The 19083-nt window shown below is 64.6% G+C and carries 24 protein-coding genes and 1 tRNA gene; 10 read left to right on the forward strand and 15 right to left on the reverse strand.

Annotated elements, in window-relative coordinates; genetic code table 11:
• Window position 1 precedes the first annotated feature (1 nt).
• The 5 genes from LXN00_RS05435 to LXN00_RS05455 all read right to left on the reverse strand — a co-directional run bounded on the left by LXN00_RS05435 (window position 2) and on the right by LXN00_RS05455 (window position 5249).
• Window positions 2-1063 (reverse strand): DUF444 family protein, encoded by a 1062-nt coding sequence (locus tag LXN00_RS05435; protein ID WP_234505905.1) that lies wholly within the window; start codon window positions 1061-1063, stop codon window positions 2-4.
• The gene (locus tag LXN00_RS05440; protein ID WP_234505908.1) at window positions 1060-3072 is read right to left on the reverse strand and encodes a PrkA family serine protein kinase; all 2013 of its coding nucleotides are present in this window, start codon (window positions 3070-3072) and stop codon (window positions 1060-1062) included. Before LXN00_RS05440 ends, LXN00_RS05435 begins: the two co-directional genes overlap by 4 nt.
• Before the next feature lie 144 nt (window positions 3073-3216).
• Window positions 3217-3765, reverse strand: coding sequence for a CPBP family intramembrane glutamic endopeptidase (locus LXN00_RS05445; RefSeq protein WP_234505909.1), 549 nt, complete (start codon window positions 3763-3765; stop codon window positions 3217-3219).
• 3 nt (window positions 3766-3768) lie between these two features.
• A complete protein-coding gene (locus LXN00_RS05450) occupies window positions 3769-4524 on the reverse strand; it encodes an MBL fold metallo-hydrolase (protein WP_234505911.1) in 756 nt (251 codons plus the stop codon).
• Window positions 4525-4565: 41 nt separating this feature from the next.
• A complete protein-coding gene (locus tag LXN00_RS05455; protein WP_234505914.1) occupies window positions 4566-5249 on the reverse strand; it encodes a metallophosphoesterase in 684 nt (227 codons plus the stop codon).
• A gap of 23 nt (window positions 5250-5272) precedes the next feature.
• Between LXN00_RS05455 and LXN00_RS05460 the strand changes: the two genes are divergently transcribed.
• The 6 genes from LXN00_RS05460 (at window position 5273) to LXN00_RS05485 (ending at window position 9024) form a co-directional block, all read left to right on the forward strand.
• A complete protein-coding gene (locus LXN00_RS05460) occupies window positions 5273-5707 on the forward strand; it encodes a regulatory protein RecX (protein WP_234505917.1) in 435 nt (144 codons plus the stop codon).
• A 9-nt stretch (window positions 5708-5716) separates the two neighbouring features.
• Window positions 5717-6154 carry a type II toxin-antitoxin system RatA family toxin gene (locus LXN00_RS05465; protein WP_234505919.1) on the forward strand — a complete coding sequence of 146 codons (438 nt, stop codon included), beginning with the start codon at window positions 5717-5719 and terminating at the stop codon, window positions 6152-6154.
• A gap of 91 nt (window positions 6155-6245) precedes the next feature.
• A complete protein-coding gene (locus LXN00_RS05470; protein ID WP_003044778.1) occupies window positions 6246-6518 on the forward strand; it encodes a stage V sporulation protein S in 273 nt (90 codons plus the stop codon).
• Window positions 6515-7714 carry an RsmB/NOP family class I SAM-dependent RNA methyltransferase gene (locus tag LXN00_RS05475; protein WP_234505922.1) on the forward strand — a complete coding sequence of 400 codons (1200 nt, stop codon included), beginning with the start codon at window positions 6515-6517 and terminating at the stop codon, window positions 7712-7714. Before LXN00_RS05470 ends, LXN00_RS05475 begins: the two co-directional genes overlap by 4 nt.
• A complete protein-coding gene (gene proC / locus LXN00_RS05480) occupies window positions 7711-8496 on the forward strand; it encodes a pyrroline-5-carboxylate reductase (protein ID WP_234505925.1) in 786 nt (261 codons plus the stop codon). The genes LXN00_RS05475 and proC overlap by 4 nt, the downstream gene beginning before the upstream one ends.
• Window positions 8497-9024 (forward strand): hypothetical protein, encoded by a 528-nt coding sequence (locus LXN00_RS05485; protein ID WP_234505928.1) that lies wholly within the window; start codon window positions 8497-8499, stop codon window positions 9022-9024.
• Here the strand turns inward: LXN00_RS05485 and LXN00_RS05490 are convergent.
• The 8 genes from LXN00_RS05490 to rpsB all read right to left on the reverse strand — a co-directional run bounded on the left by LXN00_RS05490 (window position 9005) and on the right by rpsB (window position 15346).
• Complete coding sequence (locus tag LXN00_RS05490; protein ID WP_234505929.1) at window positions 9005-9637, reverse strand: glycosyltransferase family 2 protein; 633 nt, start codon at window positions 9635-9637, stop codon at window positions 9005-9007. The genes LXN00_RS05485 and LXN00_RS05490 overlap by 20 nt on opposite strands.
• The gene (locus LXN00_RS05495; RefSeq protein WP_234505932.1) at window positions 9637-10647 is read right to left on the reverse strand and encodes a M50 family metallopeptidase; all 1011 of its coding nucleotides are present in this window, start codon (window positions 10645-10647) and stop codon (window positions 9637-9639) included. Before LXN00_RS05495 ends, LXN00_RS05490 begins: the two co-directional genes overlap by 1 nt.
• Window positions 10644-11747: a 1-deoxy-D-xylulose-5-phosphate reductoisomerase gene (gene dxr / locus LXN00_RS05500; protein WP_234505935.1), complete on the reverse strand. Its 1104-nt coding sequence runs from the start codon at window positions 11745-11747 to the stop codon at window positions 10644-10646. The genes LXN00_RS05495 and dxr overlap by 4 nt, the downstream gene beginning before the upstream one ends.
• Complete coding sequence (locus tag LXN00_RS05505) at window positions 11744-12574, reverse strand: phosphatidate cytidylyltransferase (protein ID WP_234505937.1); 831 nt, start codon at window positions 12572-12574, stop codon at window positions 11744-11746. The genes dxr and LXN00_RS05505 overlap by 4 nt, the downstream gene beginning before the upstream one ends.
• Before the next feature lie 69 nt (window positions 12575-12643).
• Window positions 12644-13201, reverse strand: coding sequence for a ribosome recycling factor (frr, locus tag LXN00_RS05510; protein ID WP_234505940.1), 558 nt, complete (start codon window positions 13199-13201; stop codon window positions 12644-12646).
• A gap of 12 nt (window positions 13202-13213) precedes the next feature.
• Complete coding sequence (pyrH, locus tag LXN00_RS05515) at window positions 13214-13918, reverse strand: UMP kinase (RefSeq protein WP_071676420.1); 705 nt, start codon at window positions 13916-13918, stop codon at window positions 13214-13216.
• Between the two features lie 55 nt (window positions 13919-13973).
• Window positions 13974-14564, reverse strand: a complete 591-nt coding sequence (gene tsf / locus LXN00_RS05520) for a translation elongation factor Ts (protein WP_234505943.1) — start codon at window positions 14562-14564, stop codon at window positions 13974-13976.
• Window positions 14561-15346, reverse strand: a complete 786-nt coding sequence (gene rpsB, locus LXN00_RS05525) for a 30S ribosomal protein S2 (RefSeq protein ID WP_234505946.1) — start codon at window positions 15344-15346, stop codon at window positions 14561-14563. Before rpsB ends, tsf begins: the two co-directional genes overlap by 4 nt.
• A 165-nt stretch (window positions 15347-15511) precedes the next feature.
• On the opposite strand from rpsB, the gene LXN00_RS05530 reads away from it, so the two are divergent.
• Window positions 15512-15586: transfer RNA gene (locus LXN00_RS05530), tRNA-Ala, on the forward strand.
• A gap of 62 nt (window positions 15587-15648) precedes the next feature.
• Here the strand turns inward: LXN00_RS05530 and LXN00_RS05535 are convergent.
• The gene (locus tag LXN00_RS05535; protein ID WP_234505949.1) at window positions 15649-16785 is read right to left on the reverse strand and encodes a tyrosine-type recombinase/integrase; all 1137 of its coding nucleotides are present in this window, start codon (window positions 16783-16785) and stop codon (window positions 15649-15651) included.
• Between the two features lie 80 nt (window positions 16786-16865).
• On the opposite strand from LXN00_RS05535, the gene LXN00_RS05540 reads away from it, so the two are divergent.
• Entirely contained in the window at window positions 16866-17069 is a 204-nt protein-coding gene (locus tag LXN00_RS05540; protein ID WP_038069916.1) for a helix-turn-helix domain-containing protein, read from the forward strand.
• A gap of 457 nt (window positions 17070-17526) precedes the next feature.
• Here the strand turns inward: LXN00_RS05540 and LXN00_RS05545 are convergent, their stop codons facing one another.
• Window positions 17527-18282, reverse strand: a complete 756-nt coding sequence (locus LXN00_RS05545; RefSeq protein WP_234505952.1) for a LexA family protein — start codon at window positions 18280-18282, stop codon at window positions 17527-17529.
• 143 nt (window positions 18283-18425) lie between these two features.
• Here LXN00_RS05545 and LXN00_RS12795 point away from each other — a divergent pair, with 143 nt between their 5' ends.
• Window positions 18426-18875 carry a helix-turn-helix domain-containing protein gene (locus LXN00_RS12795; protein ID WP_418952985.1) on the forward strand — a complete coding sequence of 150 codons (450 nt, stop codon included), beginning with the start codon at window positions 18426-18428 and terminating at the stop codon, window positions 18873-18875.
• Window positions 18872-19051 carry a hypothetical protein gene (locus LXN00_RS05550; RefSeq protein WP_234505955.1) on the forward strand — a complete coding sequence of 60 codons (180 nt, stop codon included), beginning with the start codon at window positions 18872-18874 and terminating at the stop codon, window positions 19049-19051. The genes LXN00_RS12795 and LXN00_RS05550 overlap by 4 nt, the downstream gene beginning before the upstream one ends.
• Window positions 19052-19083 lie beyond the last annotated feature (32 nt).

Below are 19083 nucleotides of genomic sequence, written 5' to 3' on the forward strand. Positions count from 1 at the left end.
GCTACCCTCCCAATAGGCGCCTGAGGGCTTGGGGGAGGTCTTCCCGGCCCCGCACCTCGGCGGTGGCGAGGCCTTCCTGGCCCGCCAAGGCCTCCCGCACCTCCTCGAGGAAGCGGCCCTGGCCGTAGGGGCCCTCCACCTGGGCGTAGCCGTAGAGGGCGAGGGAGGGGAGGAGGCGCTTTAGGGCCTCGAGGGCGATGGGGGTATCCCCCTGCCAGTTCTCCCCGTCGGAGAAGTGGTAGAGGTAGCGGTTGTAGAAGGCCGGGGGGTAGGCCTTGAGGATCTCCTCCGCCAGGAGGAGGGCGCTGGAAAGCCGCGTGCCCCCGCCCTCCCGGGCGCGGAAGAACTCCTCCTCGGAAACCTCCCACGCCTCGGCATCGTGGAGGAGGTAGCGCCTTTCCAGGCGGGGGAAGTGGCGCTTGATCCAGAGGGTGATCCAGAAGGAGAGGGTCTTCACCAGCCTTAACTCCTCCTCCCGCATGCTCCCCGAGACGTCCAAGGCGAAGAGGACCACCGCCTGGGCGTGGGGCTTGGGTTGGTTCTTGGGGGCCTTGTAGCGGAGGTCCTCCTTCTCGGGCACCAGAAGGGGGTTTTCCGGGCGGTACTCCCCGGTGAGGAGGGCCCGCCGGAGGCTTTCCTTCAGGGTGCGGCGCACGTGGCGAAGCCCCCGTGGGCCCTTACGGGCGATGGTGGTGTAGCGGAAGGCCTCCTCCGTGACCTCCCCCTCTCCCTTGGGCAGGAGGCGGGGCAGGCGCAGGGCCTCCCCCATGAGGTCCAAAAACTCCTCCAGCTCCAGCTCGGCCACGGGGATGTGCCCCCCGGGCCCCAACGCCTCCTCCCCCGGGCCCCCAAGGCCCAGGCCTTCCCCTACGGGCTCGCCGTGGACGATCTTGGGCAACTCCAGCTGGGGCAGAGGGATGGAGACGAGCCGCCCCTCCACCTGGCCGAAGAGCTCCTCCCGGGTCAGGAACTCCCGGGCCCGCTTCTTCACCTCGCCCCGGACGATCTCCTTGAAGCGCTCCAGGTCGCGGGCGATGGGCAGGAAGCCTTCCCCAGGGGTCATCGTTCGCTCCGGGCGAAGAGGGAGGCGGCGAACTCGAGGACGCCTGCGGCGCAGTGCTCGCAGTAGCCGTGGTCGCGGATGAGCCTGGCCTTTACCACGTCAATCTTGGCCTGGGTCTCCGGGTCCACCACCCCGGAAACCAGGGCGGAGAGCCGGATGGTGTCCTTCTGGTCCTCAAAGAGCTTGAGCTCCAAGGCGCGGCGGAGGCGGTCGTTGTCCTTGTAGGTGAACTGCCGCCCTTCCAGGGCCAGGGCCCCGATGTAGTTCATGATCTCCCGGCGGAAATCGTCCTTGCGGGACTCGGGGATTTCAATCCTTTCCTCCACCGAGCGCATGAGCCTTTCGTTGGGGGGCTCGGGGGCCCCGGTGTAGGGGTTTTTCACCTTTTCCCCCAGCACGTAGGCCTTCACGTGGTCAATGTAGTTGTGGAAGAGGCGGTTTAGGGCCTCCTCGTCGGCGGCGATGGCCCGTTGCACCTCGTTTTTCACAATCTCGGCGTACTCCGCCTTGACCTCCTGCAGGAGGGCCTTGTAGCGTTCCTTGGTCTTCTCGTCGGAGATCAGGGAGTGGTGCTTGAGCCCCTCCTCTAGCTCGTTCATGACCATGAAGGGGTTGATGCAGGGTTCCTCGCTGGTGACGAGGACGTTGGAGATCTTGTCCTGGATGTAGCGGGGGCTAATCCCTTCCAGGCCTTCCCGCTTAGCCTCCTGCATCAGTTCCCGCACCGCCTCCTCCGTCCAGCCGGGAAGGAGCTTGCCGTCGTAGAGCTTAAGTTTCTGCATCAGGGTGAGCCCGGCCCGCCGCGGGGGTTCCAGCCGGGTCAGGACGGCCCAGGTGGCGGCCATCTCCAGGGTGTGGGGGGCGATGTGCTTGCCCCTTACCTTGGCGAAGTCCCGCTGGTAGATCTTCACCTCGTCGGAAACCCGCAGGATGTAGGGGATGTCAATCTTGATGGTCCGGTCCCGCAGGGCTTCCATGTACTCGTTGGCCTGAAGTTTCCTATATTCAGGCTCGTTTGTGTGCCCAAGGATAATCTCGTCTATGTCCGTCTGCGCGAACTTCTTGGACTTGATCTTGTGCTCTTGGCTAGCGGTGAGGAGGTCGTAGAGGAAAGCCACGTCCAGCTTCAGGATCTCAATGAACTCCACCAGGCCCCGGTTGGCGATGTTGAGCTCCCCGTCAAAGTTGAAGGCCCGGGGGTCGGAGTCCGAGCCGTAGATGGCCACCTTGCGGTAGTTGATGTCCCCGGTGAGCTCCGTGGCGTCCTGGTTCTTCTCGTCCTTGGGCTGGAAGGTGCCGATGCCCACGCGGTCCTTCTCCGAGAGGACGAGCCGCTTCACCACCACCTCGCGCTCCAAAACGGCGGCCAGGTCCCCTTGGTAGCGGGCCAGGGCTTCCCGCATCTGGAAGCGGCACACCGGGCAGAGGTCGCCCTCCACCTCGAGGGGGTATGGGTACTCGGGGTGAAGCGCCCTGAGCTCCTCCAAGAACTCCTGCCGGATGTCCGCGGGCAGGAGGTGGAGGGGCTCCTCGTGCATGGGGCAGGGGAGGGGGCCTTCGGGGGTCTTCCAGTAGAAGGTGAAAAGCCTGCCCTCCTCCGTGCGGCTGTAGGCCTCCAGGCCCTTCTTGAGAAGGCGGGCGATGGTGCTTTTGGCCGAGCCCACGGGGCCGTGGAGGAGGAGGATGCGGCGCTCGGGGCCCAGGCGGTGGGCCGCTGCCTTCAGGGTGGCCACCAGGCGCATGAGGGGCTTGTCCAGGCCGAAGATGGCGTCCTTGCCCCCTTCAAAGGGGTCATCAAAGAAGCGGTAGTGGAGAAGCTTTTCCCGGAAGAGGGTGTACTCCTCCACCCCGTGGGCCAGGATCATGTCGTGGACCCGCTGGAAGCTGGTCCTTAGAGGCCTCGGGTCCTCCTTGAGGAGGCGCAGGTAGTCGGCGAAGGAGCCTTCCCAGCTTAGGGCCCGGTAGGCCTCGAGGTCCTGGCGGCGGCGGATGCGCTCCAGCTCGTTCATGTGCGCCCTCCTTCATAGGGGCTTGGCGGGAGTTGTCATAGCTTGACCTCATTGTACCACGTTCCTGAGGGAAATTGTGGTGCGTGCCCTAGGCAAAAGCCCCGAAAGCCGGCAAAATGTTAGCTTGGTTCAAAGGCTGTCAGATTAGGCTTCCCGCCAAAGCTGGTAAAACCCCCGGGCGTTGTGGAGGAAGTGGGCCAGGATGCCGGGGAGGAGGCTTCCCGTGAGGAGGTAGCTAAGGCCGAAGAGGAGCCCGGCCGCCCCCGTGTACAGGGGGTAGGCGAAGGCCCGCTTGGGGGCGGGGTGGAGGAGGGCGAAGAGGAAGGCCTGGAGGAAAAGGCCTCCTGGTCCCAGCCAAGAGATCAGGAGGCTTTGGAGGAGGCCCCGAAAAAAAATCTCCTCGGCTGTCCCAGAAAGAAAGGCTAGCAGGAGAAGAGCAGGTGGACCTAGTCCTGCCTGCCGCAGGGCTGCGCCCAGTTCGCGGTGGAGTCTTTCTACCTCCAAAAAGGAGGCGGGGAAGCCCTTTTGGAAAAGTATTTCCAAATACCATAGCGAAAGTAGCAAAGCCACGGCTACCCATATGCCCTGTTCCGGTTGGGGTGTATTCAAGGGAAGTCCCAGTAAAAGCATGCCTGAAGTTCCGAGGAGAAGAAGCCCACCTTGTAGGGCAAACAGTAGCCCGAGGTTTCGCATGGACTAATCTTCCTTCAGCAGAGCACGCACGAAGCGTAGGCGGCTCATTGTCCCCCCAGACAAAAGGGCCCAAGGGCTCTCTCCACCAAAGAGGCGGTCGCGGATTTCGGTGACATGAAAACCCTTCTGTTTTAGCTTAAGGGCCTGTTCGCGGGTTTTTTCTAGAAACTCCAATTTTGCTGCTAAGGCCTGGAGTGGATTTGCCACATCCCCGGCATGGGCGCAGAAGAAGCGCCGTGGTTTAAGCTCCATCACCTTCCGCAGGCTTTGCATGAGGGCTTCTACATCAAAGCCGGGGGGAGCAACGTTGGCCCTCACCGAAAGAAAAAGATCGCCCCCAAAGACCAACCCTGCCTCTTCGTCGTATATGACCACATGGTCGGGCGAATGTCCTGGCGTGGGGAGGATGAAAAAAGAACCTACCCGCTCCGCAGCTTGGGCGCGTACGGGTTTCACCGTTCCCCATACCAGACGCCGGTATAGGGAGAGGGCAGGGGGATTTTGTAAAAGGTATGCTGCTTCTTTCCCGGTGAAAATAGGCAGGGAAAGGCGGGCTGCTCCCCCAGCATGGTCCTCATGGGTGTGGGTGATGAAAAGGGCTTCCGCACGACTTCTATAACGCAAGGTGCGAAGGGGGCCAGCGTCAATTTGGAATCCCTTGTATTGGTAAATATACACGCCAAAGTTTATCCACCAGGTAAGAGGTGTAACCAAAAAAAGACTTTCTACGCCATTGCCTAGGGGTTTCCAGTTCCGCATGTATTTAGTATAAAGTGAAAGACAAGTCTCATGGGCTTTGGCTAAACTTCCAGGATCTTCTTGGGGCGGAACGCTAAGGCGTCGGCGGAAACCAAGTGGAGAGGAATCCCCTGGTATGCCCAGGGAAGCTTGCTAGGGTCCGCCCCATGAAGGTGGCCGTAGACGATGGCGTCCGGCTTGGCTTGGGCGGCGAGCTCCAGAAGCGGCGTGGCCTCCCCCCCGGGACCAAAAGGGGGAAAGTGGAAGGCCACCACCAGGTGCCGGTAGGGTTTGCCCTCGAGGTCCTTGAGGGAGAGCCTAAGCCTTTCCACCTCCCGGGCGAAGATCCTCTCGTCCTCTGGGCTTGGAGGCGGGTACTGCCAGCCCCGGGTCCCGGCCACCGCCACCCCCTCCAGGACCAGGGCATCGTTTTGCAGGGCGTACATCCCTTCAGGCAAGACAGCCCTTAGGCGGCTGATGGAGGGCCACCAGTAGTCATGGTTGCCCTTGAGGAGCACCTTTTTGCCCGGCAGAGCGGCGAGGTCCAAGAGGTCGGGAATGGCCTCGCCGAGGCGCATGGCCCAGGAGATGTCCCCCGGGATGAGGACCAGATCCCCTTCCCCCACCACCTCCCGCCAGCCCCGGAAAAAGGCCTCCGGGTGCCCCTGCCAAGCGGGACCGAAGACGGTCATGGGCTTGGGGTGGACGCGGGAAAGGTGGGGGTCGGCGATGGCATAGACCCGCATGGGCCATAGCGTACCCTAAAGGGGTGGGGGAGTCGGAAGCCTTGGCCTATGCCCTCAGGCTCTTGGCCCGCCGGGGCCTGAGCCGGCGGCGCCTCCAAGAAAAGCTCCTCGCCCGCTTCCCCGAAGGGGAGGTGGAGGCGGCCTTGGCCCGGCTGGAGGAGTTAGGCTACCTGGATGACCGGGCCTTTGCGGAAACCTTCGTGGCCGCCCGGCGCAAGTTTGGCCCCGCCAAGCTCCGCCACCTGCTCCGGGCCCAGGGGGTGGCGGAGGAGGTGGTGGCGGAGGTGCTTGGGGGAATGGGGGAAGAAGAGGTCCTAGAGGCAGCCTTAAAGGCGCTTCGCCGCTACCCCCGCCGCCACGACCAGGCCAAGGCGGTGCGCTTCTTGCAAGGAAGGGGTTTCCCCCTTTCCGTGGCCCTCGAGGCCTACCGGCTTGTCAAGGAGGAGCAAAGGGGGTAAAAAGAGCCCATGCCTGAGGTCCATGTTGAGCGCTTTATCCTGGCTCCTCCTGAGAAGGTATACGCCTTAGCCAAGGATCTGGAGGGCTTAAAGCCTTTTCTGAAAGACGTACAAACCCTTCGCCTTCTTCACCAAGAGGCAAACCGGACCCGGACGGAGTGGGTAGGGGTGGCGATGGGCAAGAAGGTCCGTTGGATTGAGGAGGAGGAATGGGATGACGCCCATCTCCGCAACCGCTTTTGGTCACCCGAAGGTGATTTTGACCGCTATGAGGGGACATGGGAATTTATTCGTGAGGGCGAGGGTACCAGGGTTGTTTTGAACATAACCTACGAGTTAACCATCCCTATTTTTGGTCCCCTCTTGCGCCGATTGATTCACAAGCTGATGCAGGAAAATGCGCAGTCCGTACTCAAGGGTCTGGAGGATCGGGTTTTGGCCAGCTAGTTGCATAAGAGGGCGGTTTGCTCTAGCATGGTCCTGAAGCCGCCCATGTTTTTGCCGAACGGGGTGGCCCAAGAGCTTTCAGGAGGTCAAAGTGGAAACGTTGCGCGTCTCTTCCAAGTCCCGCCCCAACTCCGTGGCCGGCGCCATTGCGGCGCTTTTGCGCACCAAAGGCGAGGTGGAGGTGCAGGCCATCGGGCCCCAGGCGGTGAACCAGGCGGTGAAGGCCATCGCCATCGCCCGGGGGTACATCGCCCCCGATAACCTGGACCTGGTGGTCAAGCCCGCCTTCGTCAAGCTGGAGCTGGAGAACGAGGAGCGGACCGCCCTGAAGTTCAGCATCAAGGCCCATCCCCTGGAGTCTTGAGGGCCGCGAACCCTAGGGCCCTGGCCCTCGCCCTTCTCCTCGAGGTGGAGCGGGGGGGAGGGGCCCAGCAACTTCTGGACCGGGCCCTGGACCGGGTGGCCTGGCCGGAAAGGGACAAGGCCTACGTTACCCACCTGGTCTACGGGGCCCTTAGGCGCCTTCGGCTTTTGGACCACCTCCTCGCCCCCCACCTGCCGCATCCGGAGAAGCTCCCTCCCTTGGTGCGCTGGGCCTTGCGCCTTGGGGCGTTGGAGTGGCTCTTGGGCAAGCCCGACCACGCCCGGGTGAGCCCCTGGGTGGAGGCGGTGAAGGGGCGCTACCCCCGGCTCGCCGGGCTCGTGAACGCCGTCTTGCGCCGCTTGGCGCCCAGGGAGGCCCCGGAGTGCGTGCGCCTTTCCCTTCCCGACTGGCTTTGCGAGAGGTGGCGGGGCTTTTTCGGGAGCCTGGACTTCGCCCAAGGCTTCAACGAGCCCGCTCCCCTTTTCGTCACCGCCTTGCGCCAGGTGGAGGGGCTAAGGCCCGGGCCTATCCCCGATAGCTACGTCTGGGAGGGCACGAAGACCGATTTCTCCGCCCTTGGCCTCCAGCCGCAAAACCCCGCCTCGCTCTTCGCCGCCCAGCTCCTAGAGGCGCAAAGGGGGGAGAAGGTCTTGGACCTTTGCGGCGGGGCGGGGCTAAAGGCGTTTTATTGGGCAAGCCGCGGGGCGGAGGTGGTTTCCTACGACCTCAACCCCAAGCGGCAGGAGGCGGGCAAGCGCACGGCGGAGAAGCTCGGCCTAAAGGTGGCCTACCGCACCCAGGACCTCACCCTCCCTATCCCCGAGCGGGCGAAGAAGGTGCTTCTGGATGCCCCCTGCACCGGCACGGGCACCTTCCGCAGCCACCCCGAGCGCCGCTACCGCCTCGCCCCGGAGGACCCAGGCCGCATGGCCGAGCTTCAGCTAAAGCTTTTGGAAACTGCCGCCTCGGCCACGGAGGCGGGAGGGGTGCTGGTCTACGCCGTCTGCTCCTTGACGGAGGAGGAGGGGGAAGGGGTGGCGCGGGCGTTTCTGGCCAGGCACCCCGAGTTCCGCCTCGAGCCCTTTTCCTGCCCCTTGCCGGTGCTTCGGGAGGGCCTTGGGGTACACGTGGCCCCGGAGGGGGGCTTGGACGGGTTTTATTACCTGCGCCTGCGGAAGGTAGACTCTAGGGCATGAGGCTTGCCTTCTTGGGCCTGGGGAAGATGGGCCGGAGCATCCTGAAAGGGGCCCTGGAACGGGGGTTTTTGCGCCCCGAGGAGGTGGGGGTGGTGGGGCGCACCCCGGAGCGCACGGAGGAGTTGGCGCGCGCCTTTGGCATCAAACCCCTGAGCCTCAAGGACCTGGCGCAGGCGGAGCGGGTCCTCCTGGCGGTGCAGCCCAGGGACTTCCCCCACCTGGCCCCGGAGATCGCCTTCCCCCAGGTGGGGTATATCTCCATCATGGCGGGGGTGTCCACGGCGGTCCTCGCCCGTAGGCTGGACTCGAGGCGGGTGGTGCGGGCCATGCCCAACCTGGCGGCGGTGATCGGGGAAAGCTCCACCGCCCTCACGGCGTTGCGCGAGGCCCGGGAGGCGAAGGACCTAGACTTCGCCCGGGCCCTTTTTGCCACCGTGGGGGACGTGTACGAGATCCCGGAGCACCTCTTTGACCCCTTCACCGCCATGTCCGCTTCCGCCCCCGCCTACCTGGCGGTGGTGGCGGAGGCCTTGGCGGACGCCGGGGTGAAGATGGGGATGCCCAGGGCCCTGGCCCTGCGCCTGGCGGCGGAGGCCTTGGCGGCCACGGGGGAGCTCCTCAAGACCCGCCATCCCGCCCAGCTAAAGGACGAGGTGGCGAGCCCCGGGGGCACCACCATCCACGGCCTGCACGCCCTCGAGGCCCGCGCCCTCCGCGCCGCCTTCTTTGAGGCGGTGGAGGCGGCCACCCGGCGGGGGCACGAGCTCGGGGAGGCGGAGTAGGTGCGCCTCTTGGCCCTTCTCCCCCTTTTCCTCCTGGCCTTGGCCCAAGCCTTCCCCCCGGGGGGAGGCCGCTACGCCTACTCCGACGGCACGCTCCAAGAACTCCTCCCATACCCGGAGGGCTTCCGCCTGCGCTACCTGAGGGAGGGGCGGGTCTTCCGGGAAGACCGGCTCCGCCTTGCCCCCGAAGGGGTTTACCTCCTGGGGGTGGGCTTCCCCGAGGGGTACTTCCCCTTTGACCCCCCCCTCCTGCTCTACCCGGCCCGGCTTTCCCCCGGGGTGGCCTGGGGGGGAAACGCCCGCTTCCGGGGGCAGCGGGTGGCCCTTTCCGCCCGGGTGGAGGGCGTGGAGGGGGTGAAGGTCCAAGGGGGTGCCTTCAACGCCTACCGGGTGCGGGTGGCCTACACCACGGAAAAGGGGGGCACCGACCTCAAGGAGCTTTACCTGGTCCCGGGCCTGGGGGTGGTGGCCTACCGGGCGGGGGAGGCCTGGGTGGAGCTCCTCCGCTTCACCCCAGGTGCGCCCTGAGGTAGTAGCGGAGGATCTCCCGGTACATGCGCATCCGGTGGAGAAACCCCGGGAGAAGGCCCCGCTTCTCCTCCTTCATCACCTGGCTCACCCCCGGCAAGGGCAGGTAGCGCACCCGCCAGCCCCGGGCCTTGGCGTGGCGGGTGAGGAGGAGTTCTAGGTCGTAGCGGGCCCTTTCCAGGCCCGGCACCTCCCGGAGGGCTGGGGTGGCCAGGGCCCGCTGCCCCGAGAGGAAGGGGGTGAGGCGCATGGCCAGGTCCGTGGAAAGCCGCCCCCCCTGGAAGACCCCCACGGCCATCTCCGCCTCTCCCCTGCGCACGGGGTCCAGAAGGGCGTGGAGGTGTTCGGGCTTGAGCCCGAGGAGGTCGGCGTCCAGGAGGATCACGTGGGGGGTCATTACCCGCTTAAGCCCCTCGGCGATGGCCCCGCCCTTGCCCCGGTTCTCGGGGAGGCGCACCACCTCCGCCCCCGCCTCCTCGGCCCTTTGGGCCGTGCCGTCCTTAGAGCCATCGTCCGCCACCACCACGGGAAAGCCCGCTTCCTGGGCCACCCGCACCACCTGGGCGATGGTGGCCTCCTCGTTATAGGCGGGGATGAGGACCGTGGCCGCCATCAGCCCCCCAGAAGCCGCCTCAGGTCCTGGAAGGTGACCAAGAGAACGAGGAGGATGAGGAAGAGGAAGCCCAGGTAGTGGACCACCGCCTCCTGTTCGGGGCGGATGCGGAAGAGGCGGCCGAGGAAGAGGAGGAGGATCCGCCCCCCGTCCAGGGCGGGGATGGGGAGGAGGTTGAAGAGGGCCAGGGAGAGGTTGATGGCCGCCATGAGTTCCACCAGGCGGAAAAGCCCCTCCTGGGCCGCCCGTCCCGTTTCCGCCACGATGCCCACCGGCCCCATGACCCCGCTATTGGGGTTGCCCGAAAGCACCCCGAAAAGCCCCCCCACCAGGGCCCGCACCATCTCCGGGCCGAAGGCCAGGGTGCGGCTTGCCGCCAGGAGAAGCCCCTCCCCAAAGCCCACCCGGCGGTAGGCCACCTCCGGCTGGTAGACGAGCCCAAGCCGCTCCATCCCCGGCTCCCAGGTGAGGGAGAGTTGGACCTCTTCCCCGTGGCGGAGCACGGTGAGGGTGTGGGGGCCTGGCGTCTTAACCTTCTCAATGTCCTGGGGCTTTTGGAAGGGGATGCCGTCCACGGCGAGGAGGACGTCTTGGGGCTTTAGCCCCGCCCTTTCCGCCAGACTCCCCGGCACCACCTCCAGGACCACCGCCCGGCCCGTGGCCTCGGGCACCCCTTGGGCGCTAAAGAGGTAGCCGAGAAGCCCCCAGGCCAAGAGCACGTTCATCGCCACCCCGGCCACCAGGACGAGGAGTTTCCCGAGGAAGGGGAGGGCGTCGTAGCCTCGGCCTCGCTCCTCGGGGAGGAGGCCTTCAATGTCGGCGTAGCCGCCCAAGGGGATGGCGGAAAGCCGCCACTCGGTGCCGAAGGCTTGCCGCCTCAGGAGGATGGGCCCGAAGCCCACGCTGAAGGCCTTGACCCGCACCCCCTGGAGCTTGGCCGCCAGGTAGTGCCCAAGCTCGTGCACGAAGACGCTCACGCCGATGATGAGGAGAAACCAAAGAAGGCTCATGCCCACCTCTTGGCCTCTTCCCGGGCCCAAGCGTCCACGGCGAAGAGGTTCTCCCATGTTAGGGGAAGGGAGGGGGTGGCTTCCAGGACCCGGGCGAGGATCTCCGGGATGCGGGTGAAGGGGATGCGGCCCGCCAAGAAGGCCTCCACCGCCACTTCGTCGGCGGCGGAAACCGCCACCTGGGCGACCCCGCCCCGCTTGCCCGCCTCGTAGGCCACCTTCAGGGCGGGGAAGCGGTTCAGGTCAGGCTCCAAGAACTCCAGGACCCCGGGGAGGGGGAGGTCCTTTAAGGGGGTTTCCGCCCGCTCGGGGTAGGTGAGGGCGTACTGGATGAAAAGCCGCATGTCCGTGGGGCCCAGGGCCGCTTTGAGGTTCCCGTCCACGAAGCGCACCAAGCCGTGGACGTAGGCCTGGGGGTGGACGAGGACCTTGATCTTCTCCAGGGGAAAGCGGAAGAGCTCCTTGGCCTCGAGGACCTCGAGGCCCTTGTTAAAGAGGGTGGCGGAGTCCACGGTGACCTTGGGCCCCATCCGCCAGCGGGGGTGGTTCAGGACCATCTCCGGGGTCACCTGGGAGAGATCCTCGGGGGCCCTTAGGAAAGGCCCCCCGCTTGCGGTGAGGATGAGTTCGGCCACATCCTCCCGCCTTTCCCCGAGGAGGGCTTGGAAAAGGGCCGAGTGCTCGGAATCCACGGGGAGGATCTCCGCCCGAGCGGCCTCCACCTCCTGCCAAAGGAGGGGGCCCGCCGCCACCATGGCCTCCTTGTTGGCGAGGGCGATGCGCTTGCCCGTTTGGGCCGCCACCCGGGTGGGGGCAAGACCCGCCAGGCCCGGGATGGCCGCCACCGCCACCTCCGCCTCCAGGGCGGCCACCTCCTCGGGGGTGGCGAGCTTTAGGCCGGGGAAGTGCGCCCTAAGCTCGGGGTGGAGGCTTTCGTCCGCCGCCACCAGGAGGGGCTTCCACTCGGCGATCTGTTGGGAGAGCGTTTCCAGGTTTTTCCCGGCGGCGAGGCCCACCACCCTATAGCCCCGCCAGCGGCAGACCTCCAGGGCCTGCCGCCCGATGGAGCCCGTGGAACCCAGGATGACTACCCGTTTCATGTGAAGAGCACCACCAGAAAGTAGGTGAGGGGGAAGGTGAAAAGGAGGCTATCTATGCGGTCCAAAAGCCCCCCGTGCCCCGGCAGGAAGCGCCCGGAGTCCTTCACCCCGGCGAAGCGCTTGAGCATGGACTCCGCCAGGTCGCCGAGTTGCGCCGCCAGGGAGAGGAGGAGGCTAAAGAGCCAAAGCTCCAAAAGGCCGAAGGGGAAGACCTCCCGCACCCATCCGGTGTAGGCCACCAGGGCCAGAAAGCTCACCAATATGCCCCCTAGGGAGCCCTCGAGGGTCTTCCCGGGGCTGATCTCGGGGGCGAGCTTCCGGCGGCCAAAGGCCCGGCCTGCGAAGTAGGCCCCGATGTCCGTGGCGAAGCTGGCCACGATGGGCAGGCTTAGGGTCCAAAGCCCCAGCGTGCCGTCGGGGGTTTCCCGCAGGAGGAGGACGTAGCCCAGGCTCCAAGGCAGGTAGAGGAAGGCGAAGAGGGTAAAGGCGAAGCGGGGGATGTCCGCCCCCTTGAGGAGCTCGTAGCTGAAGCTCGCCATGAGGAAAAGCCCCAGGGCTACCTCCCGCCAGGGCACCTGGGGGAAGTGCCAGTAGAGGGTGGGCAGGGAAAAGAGGTAGACCCCCACGCCCCCCACGAGGAGAAGGGGGAGGTTGAGGCGGATGCCCCGCCGGGCCAGCATCTCCTTGAGCTCCAGCGCCCCCAAAAGGAGGACCAGGACCAGGGTGGGCAGGATCAGGACCACCCCGGCCCAGAGGACGAAAAGGAGGAGCGCCGCCCCCACCAGGGCGGAAACCACCCGGGTGGGAAGGTCCTCCCGTCCCGTCATCCCCCACCCCCGGCAAGGGAGGGCGGTTCCGCCGCCTTTAGCGCCCGCACGCCGCCCCTTGCCCTGGGCCTAGCCCAGGATCTCCTGCTCCTTCTTTTCCAAAAGCTCGTCCGCCTTGGCGATGAACTCGTCCGTGATCTTCTGGATCTCCGCCTCGGCCCGCTTGGTGTCGTCCTCGGAGAGGTGGAGGTCCTTGGCCAGCTTCTTGAGCTTCTCCAGGGCCTCCCGGCGGATGTTGCGGATGGCTATCCGGCCCTCCTCGGCGTAGTGGCGGGCCGCCTTGACCAGCTCCTTGCGCCTTTCCTCCGTGAGGGGAGGGATGTTGATGTAGAGGGCATCCCCCTTGTTGGCGGGGTTCAGGCCCAGGTCGGAGTCGCGGATGGCCTTCTCAATGGCCTTTAGGGCGTTCTGGTCCCAGGACTGGACCACCAGGGTCCGGGCATCTGGGGCGCTGACGGTGGCGATCTGGTTGAGGGGAACGTGGGTGCCGTAGTACTCCACCTTGAGGTGGAGGAGCAGGGCGGGGTTGGCCCGCCCCGAGCGCAGGCCCGCCAGGTTGTGCTCCAGGGCCTCGAGGCTCTTTTGCATGTGGCTTCGGGTTTCTGCGTACAGCTCCTTCAGGGTCATGGCGCCTCCTTTCTAGGCGTGGATGAGGGTGCCCACCTTTTCCCCTTGGATAATACCCACCAGGGCGCCTGGCTTGAAGATGTCAAAAACCACGATGGGAAGCCCCGCCTCCATGCACAGGGTGATGGCGGTGGTGTCCATCACCTGGAGGCCGCGGTTTAGGACCTCTAGGTAGGTGAGCTCGTCAAAGCGCACGGCGTTCGGGTTCTTGCGGGGGTCATCGGAGTAGACCCCGTCCACCTTGTTTTTGGCCATGAGGACCACCTCGGCCCCCACCTCCAAGGCCCTTAGGGCGGCAGCGGTGTCGGTGGAGAAGAAGGGGTTCCCCGTGCCGCCCCCGAAGATGACGATGCGCTCTTTCTCCAGGTGCCTTAGGGCGCGGCGGCGGATATAGGGCTCCGCCACCTGGGTGATGGTGAGGGCGGTCTGGACCCGGGTGGGGATGCCCAAGGCCTCCAGGGCGTCCTGGAGGGCCAAGGCGTTCATGATGGTGGCCAGCATGCCGATGTAGTCGGCGGTGGCCCGGTCCATCCCCACCCCCTGGCGCGCCCCGCGCCAGAGGTTTCCCGCCCCAATCACGATGGCGAGCTGCACCCCGGTTTCGTAGGCGGCCTTGATCTCCCGGGCTAAGGCCTTGGTGGCCTCGGGTTCTATACCGAAGCCGTTGGAGGTTAAGAACTCGCCGGAAAGCTTGAGGAGGACGCGCTTGTACTTCATGGCTTTAGGAAAAACCGGGGCCCTTCTAGGCGGGGCCCCGGTTTGGCCGCATGGCTTACGCCCCCAGTTCCAGGCGGCAGAAGCGCCGCACCACGATGTTCTCCCCGGTCTTGGCGATGGCCTCTTGGATGAGCTCCTTCACCTTGACCTTTTCGTCCTTGACGAAGGGCTGCTCCAGGAGGACCACTTCCTCCAGGTACTTTTTCAGGCGGCCTTCGGCGATCTTCTCGGCGATCTGCTGGGGCTTGCCCTCGTTCAGGGCGGCTTGGATGTAGATCTGCCGCTCCTTCTCCAGCTCCTCGGCGGGGATCTCCGCGGCGGAGATGTAGCGGGGGTTCATCATGGCGATGTGCATGGCCAAATCCTTGGCCAAGGCCTGGAAGAGCTCGTTGCGGGCCACGAAGTCGGTTTCGCAGTTGAGCTCCACCAACACCCCCACCCGCTGGTTGTGGTGGATGTAGTGGCCGATGATCCCCTCGCGGGCCTCCCGTTCCGCCTTCTTGGCGGCCTTCATAGCCCCCCGTTCCCGGAGGAGCTGCACCGCCTTTTCCTCGTTCCAGCCGGCGTCCTCGAGGGCCTTCTTCACGTCCATCATCCCGGCCCCCGTGGCCTCGCGTAGCTTCTTGATGAGTTCCATCTGGCTCATGCTTCCACCTCGTCCTCGCCGCCGAAGTCCTCGGTGGCCATCTGGGCCTGGCGCTCCGCCTCCTCCACCAGGGCGTAGGAGGGGGAGGGCTCCACCACCCCGCCCCGGGCCTCAATGATCAGGTCCGCCGCCCGGGAGAGGATGAGCTGGATGGAGCGGATGGCGTCGTCGTTGCCGGGGATGATGTAGTCCACCAGGTCGGGGTCGGAGTCCGTGTCCGCTAGGGCGATGACGGGGATGAAGAGCTTCCTGGCCTCCCGCACGGCGATGGCTTCCTTGGTGGGGTCCACCACGAAGATGGCGTCGGGCAGGCGCTTGAGCCGGCGGAAGCCCGAGAGGTACTTCTGGAGGCGTTCCAGTTCGTGCTTGAGGCGCACCTGCTCCTTCTTGGGGCGGTCCTGAATGGCCTCGGAGGCGAAGAGGGCTTCCAGCTCTTCCAGGCGGTTCACCCGCTGGGCGATGGTCCTGAAGTTGGTGAGCATCCCGCCCAGCCAGCGCTGGTTCACGTAGGGCATCCCCGCCCGGTCCGCCTCCATGCGCACGATGTCCTGGGCCTGCTTCTTGGTGCCCACGAAGAGCACCGTGCCGCCCCGCATGGCCAGGTCCTCGAGGAAGCGGAAGGTGCGCTCCAGCTCCACCATGGTCTTTTGCAGGTCAATGATGTGGATGCCGTTGCGCTCCGCATAGATGTAGCGGGCGAACTTGGGGTTCCAACGCTTGCGCTCGTGGCCGAAGTGCACCCCGGCTTCCAAGAGTTCCTTCACGCTGATGTTTACAGGCATATTCCTCCCGTTCGGGGAAGGTTGGGCTTGGCGTTTCCCGTGCGCCGGCCTCGTTCCCGCAGGACCTTCCCCTGCCTGGCGGGCTGGTCCGGCACACCTCTCCGATTATAGGGGGCCTTTCCCCTTTGCGTAAGCCCCCCCTTTGGGCTATACTCCCTAGGGCGCGGGGCGGTAGCTCAGAGGGAGAGCACCCGCCTTGCAAGCGGGAGGTCAGGGGTTCAAATCCCCTCCGCTCCACCAAGTCAGGGACGAGGAAATCCCCCGGGGTCTCCCCCGGGGGTTGGCGTTTTACTACCCCTTGACTACCCCTTGTCTTTGCCGAGGGGGTCGAGGTGGCGGAGGGTCTGTTTGAGGTCTTCTTCGGAGACGCGGGTGTAGTGTTGGAGGGCCACGGCGAGGCTTTTGTGGCCTGCGAGGGCGGCGGCGAGCTTAGGGTTTTTGGTTTCCCGGACGACGCGGGTGATGAAGGTGCCCCGGAGGTCGTGGAGGCGGGCGCGGGGTACTCCGGCTTTTTTGAGGACGCGGAGCCAGGTGCGCCGGAGGTTGCTGGGGTGGACGGGGTTACCCGTGGTGGAGGGGAAGACGAGGCCCTGTGGTTGGTACAGCTCTTCCAGGACCATGCGTTCCCTGTGGGCGAGGAGGACTTCTTTGGCCTCTTCGGTGAGGGGGAGGACGCGGTTGGAGCCGGAGGTCTTGGTGGGGCCGAGGATGGGCTGTCCGGTGCGGGTGTTGACGGTGAGGGCGCGCCGGATGTGGAGGAGGTCTTTTTCGAAGTCGATGTCGGACCAGAGGAGGCCGAGGACTTCTCCCCGGCGGAGGCCGTAGGCGGCGAGGAGGTAGAAAGCGGGGTAGAGGCGGTGGGTCTTGAGGACCTCGAGGACGCACCGGAGCTCTTCCTCGGAGATCTCGCGGCCCACTTCCCGTTGGGGGAAGCGGGGGAGGACGGTGCGGTCCACGGGGTTTTCGTGGAGGCGACCGTAGCGCACGGCCCGTTCCAGGGCGGCGTGGAGGAAGTTGCGGACGTGGGTCACGGTGGAGCGGCTGTACCCCTCCTGGGCGAGGGCGCGGAAGAGGGCTTCCAGGCGCTCTGGGGTGAGGTGGTCCAGACGGGGTGAGCCGAGGCGGTCCACCACGAGCCGGGTGTAGCGGGCGTATTCGTTGAGGGTGTTCTCCCGCCTCCCCTCCGCCCGGGCGGCCTCCGCGTGGGCTTCCAGCCACTCCAGGAGTCCGGGGGGTTCCTCGGGGTCAGCCCGGGTGAGGCCGTAGGCCAGGGCGAGCTTGCGGCGCAAAAGCTCCGCCTTCCGCGCGTTTTCCCGGCTCCTGGGACCCGGGGAGTAGAAGCTCTTCCGCTTCCCCCCCACGGTGAGGCGCACCTCGTAGACCCCCAGGTCCTCCCGGTAGCGCACAGAGCCCTCCCCTTTCCGGTTCCGCTTCGGCATCAGGGACATGATACCGACACCCGGAAGGGCTTGACGGAAGGCGGGTTTTCTACTATAGTTGTGGTGAAAGGAGGCAGAGGATGATGGAGAAACTAGAAGAGGCCAAGTTGGTGTACGGGATGGAGGAGGCGGCGTGGGCGCTTGGGGTGTCGTCCACGCAGGTGCGGAACTGGATCCGCAAGGGGGCGTTGAAGGCGTTTCGTGTGGGGCGGCGGGTGTTGATCCGGCGGGAGGTCCTGGAGGAGTTCGTGCGGGAGATGGAGGCGGGGAGGGTGACCACCTAGCCTCGCCTTCCCCGCCGCCTCCTACCTTCTCTCATCAGAGCGGGGGTAGGGGGCGGAAGCCCTTTCGCTGACCGGAGACTCCGAGGTTTCCGTGGAGTTTGCGCGGAATGTGGTGGGGCTTTGGCTACATGGAAGGCTCCGTTTATTCCGTGTCCTTCAAGGGATCGCCGTGGTCCGGTGTCTACAGGGTAGGCGTTGACTTCACGGGGTCTACACGAGGTACAGGGTACGGTGGACCGTTGCTACAGGGTGTTCCGTGACTTTATCGTGAACGTCCTGGAAGAAAGAGGAAGGAGGTCACGGGGGCGACACCGAATCTACGGTAGACATCGTGTCTTCAATAAAACGACCGCGTTTTTGAAAACTGGCGGCATCTTTACAGATTTATACCCTTGTAGTATGCTGTGATCGGGGAAAAGTACCGCATCCATCGCGGATGCGGTGAAAAGCGGGGTGTTCAGGGTAGAGCCTTAAGTTTTTTAGAGGGGAACCCTTGGTGGAAGTTTCGGACCACGCTGATCACGGGTCCCCAGATCTTTGCGTCTTCGGGGAGAGGGATGTCTTCGTAGAGGGGGTTGACGCTTTCGAGGTAGAGTTGCTTGTTTCGTTCCGCGAGTTTTTTGACCACGATGCCGTCTCCCGGGATGCCCACAGCCACGATAGCCCCGGTGAGGGGAGGGGTTTCCGTGTCCACGATGGCGTAGTCGCCTTCATAGAGGAGGGGTTCCATGGAGTTCCCGGTGATCTTTACCGCGAAGAGGGAGGTCTCCTTTTTGCCCTTCATCGGGGGCAACCAGAAGAGCATGAACTCTCTCGCGTCTTCGAAGGAGGGGGAGCCAGCTCCTCCCTCCACCACGGGGAGGCGGTAGGGGCGGACTTCGGTGGCGTCTTCGGGAGGTTCAGTTTTTTCTTTGTCGGTGTGTAGACTCCAGGCTTTGATCAGGTTGTCTATTTCCTCGTCCTTTAGTCCATAGGCTCGAAGAAGTTGAAGAAGGCGTTTTATGGGAACGCGCCTTATGTCTCTTTTTCCGGTTTCAATCATGGAAACATAGGTTTGATTGATCCCTACCCGGTATCCGATGTCTCCTTGTGTGAGTTTGGCGCGTTCTCTTAGTGAGCGGAGGAACCGGCCAAACTCTCTTGGGGAATACTGAGCTACAAGTTTCCAGTCTACTTGATGTTCTTTGTTTTCGTCGTCCCAGGTCCAGCTCATCTCTTCAACAGTTTTCCCCTTGTAATACTCGGCGACAAGCCTCAGAGCAAGTCAAAGAGAAAATTCGTCTTTCACGGTAAGTTTGCCCTCGATCTCTTGATCTCTTGACTGTTTGTGATATAGTATAACCAAGGGTGACGGTGATGAGCCTTCGCGAACTCCGTCAGTTAGGTGGGTTGAGCATAGGAGAGCTGTCGAGGATCACGGGTTTATCTAGAAGCTACCTATGGAGATTGGAGCGAGGGCAGCGTAAGTTGGGTGGGAAAGCGATATTGCTGCTCACAAAGGCTCTTTCTCGACACTTAGCTCTCCCGCAGGATGCGATTTTGACAATGTTGATGGGAGAGAGTGCGACAACAGCGCTTTCCCAACGGACTGCTGTTGGTGGAGAGCCTGCTCCTCGTTACCTCACCGTAGACCAGGCGGCGCGCTATCTCGGGGTTTCCCGTAGCTACATCAAAAACGCTGTTCGTTCTGGTCGGTTGCGCCCCCGTCCGGTTCCCGGTCCACGGGGTCAGATGGTTTTTTCCATAGAGGAGCTACAAAGTTTTGCTAAGCGGTACCTGGAGAGCGCGGAGGTGACGGCGGAATGAAGGGGAAGCCGCAGTTTAGCCTGGAGGTCATACAGGGAAGGGACGAGGTGGCCGTGATCGTGGACGGCTGGATCCGTGGGACCTACCCCTCCATGGAGGCGGCGCTGGAGGCGCTGAGGCGGGGCTGGAAGGGGGGAGGAAGGCCTTCTAAACGGAAAACCCCCTCTCCCCGGTAGAGAGAGGAGGCACTACGTGAGGTTCCCCAAAG

It is taken from the genome of Thermus brockianus, assembly GCF_021462505.1.
Taxonomy (GTDB): domain Bacteria; phylum Deinococcota; class Deinococci; order Deinococcales; family Thermaceae; genus Thermus; species Thermus hydrothermalis.

Coding starts and splice junctions, on each gene's coding strand:
- LXN00_RS12795 (WP_418952985.1), top strand. CDS start 18,426: ATGAGCCTTCGCGAACTCCGTCAGTTAGGTGGGTTGAGCATAGGAGAG.
- LXN00_RS05540 (WP_038069916.1), top strand. CDS start 16,866: ATGATGGAGAAACTAGAAGAGGCCAAGTTGGTGTACGGGATGGAGGAG.
- dxr (WP_234505935.1), bottom strand. CDS start 11,747: ATGAAACGGGTAGTCATCCTGGGTTCCACGGGCTCCATCGGGCGGCAG.
- LXN00_RS05435 (WP_234505905.1), bottom strand. CDS start 1,063: ATGACCCCTGGGGAAGGCTTCCTGCCCATCGCCCGCGACCTGGAGCGC.
- LXN00_RS05450 (WP_234505911.1), bottom strand. CDS start 4,524: ATGCGGAACTGGAAACCCCTAGGCAATGGCGTAGAAAGTCTTTTTTTG.
- rpsB (WP_234505946.1), bottom strand. CDS start 15,346: ATGCCTGTAAACATCAGCGTGAAGGAACTCTTGGAAGCCGGGGTGCAC.
- pyrH (WP_071676420.1), bottom strand. CDS start 13,918: ATGAAGTACAAGCGCGTCCTCCTCAAGCTTTCCGGCGAGTTCTTAACC.
- LXN00_RS05465 (WP_234505919.1), top strand. CDS start 5,717: ATGCCTGAGGTCCATGTTGAGCGCTTTATCCTGGCTCCTCCTGAGAAG.
- proC (WP_234505925.1), top strand. CDS start 7,711: ATGAGGCTTGCCTTCTTGGGCCTGGGGAAGATGGGCCGGAGCATCCTG.
- LXN00_RS05495 (WP_234505932.1), bottom strand. CDS start 10,647: ATGAGCCTTCTTTGGTTTCTCCTCATCATCGGCGTGAGCGTCTTCGTG.
- tsf (WP_234505943.1), bottom strand. CDS start 14,564: ATGAGCCAGATGGAACTCATCAAGAAGCTACGCGAGGCCACGGGGGCC.
- frr (WP_234505940.1), bottom strand. CDS start 13,201: ATGACCCTGAAGGAGCTGTACGCAGAAACCCGAAGCCACATGCAAAAG.
- LXN00_RS05455 (WP_234505914.1), bottom strand. CDS start 5,249: ATGCGGGTCTATGCCATCGCCGACCCCCACCTTTCCCGCGTCCACCCC.
- LXN00_RS05445 (WP_234505909.1), bottom strand. CDS start 3,765: ATGCGAAACCTCGGGCTACTGTTTGCCCTACAAGGTGGGCTTCTTCTC.
- LXN00_RS05505 (WP_234505937.1), bottom strand. CDS start 12,574: ATGACGGGACGGGAGGACCTTCCCACCCGGGTGGTTTCCGCCCTGGTG.
- LXN00_RS05545 (WP_234505952.1), bottom strand. CDS start 18,282: ATGAGCTGGACCTGGGACGACGAAAACAAAGAACATCAAGTAGACTGG.
- LXN00_RS05550 (WP_234505955.1), top strand. CDS start 18,872: ATGAAGGGGAAGCCGCAGTTTAGCCTGGAGGTCATACAGGGAAGGGAC.
- LXN00_RS05440 (WP_234505908.1), bottom strand. CDS start 3,072: ATGAACGAGCTGGAGCGCATCCGCCGCCGCCAGGACCTCGAGGCCTAC.
- LXN00_RS05535 (WP_234505949.1), bottom strand. CDS start 16,785: ATGCCGAAGCGGAACCGGAAAGGGGAGGGCTCTGTGCGCTACCGGGAG.
- LXN00_RS05490 (WP_234505929.1), bottom strand. CDS start 9,637: ATGGCGGCCACGGTCCTCATCCCCGCCTATAACGAGGAGGCCACCATC.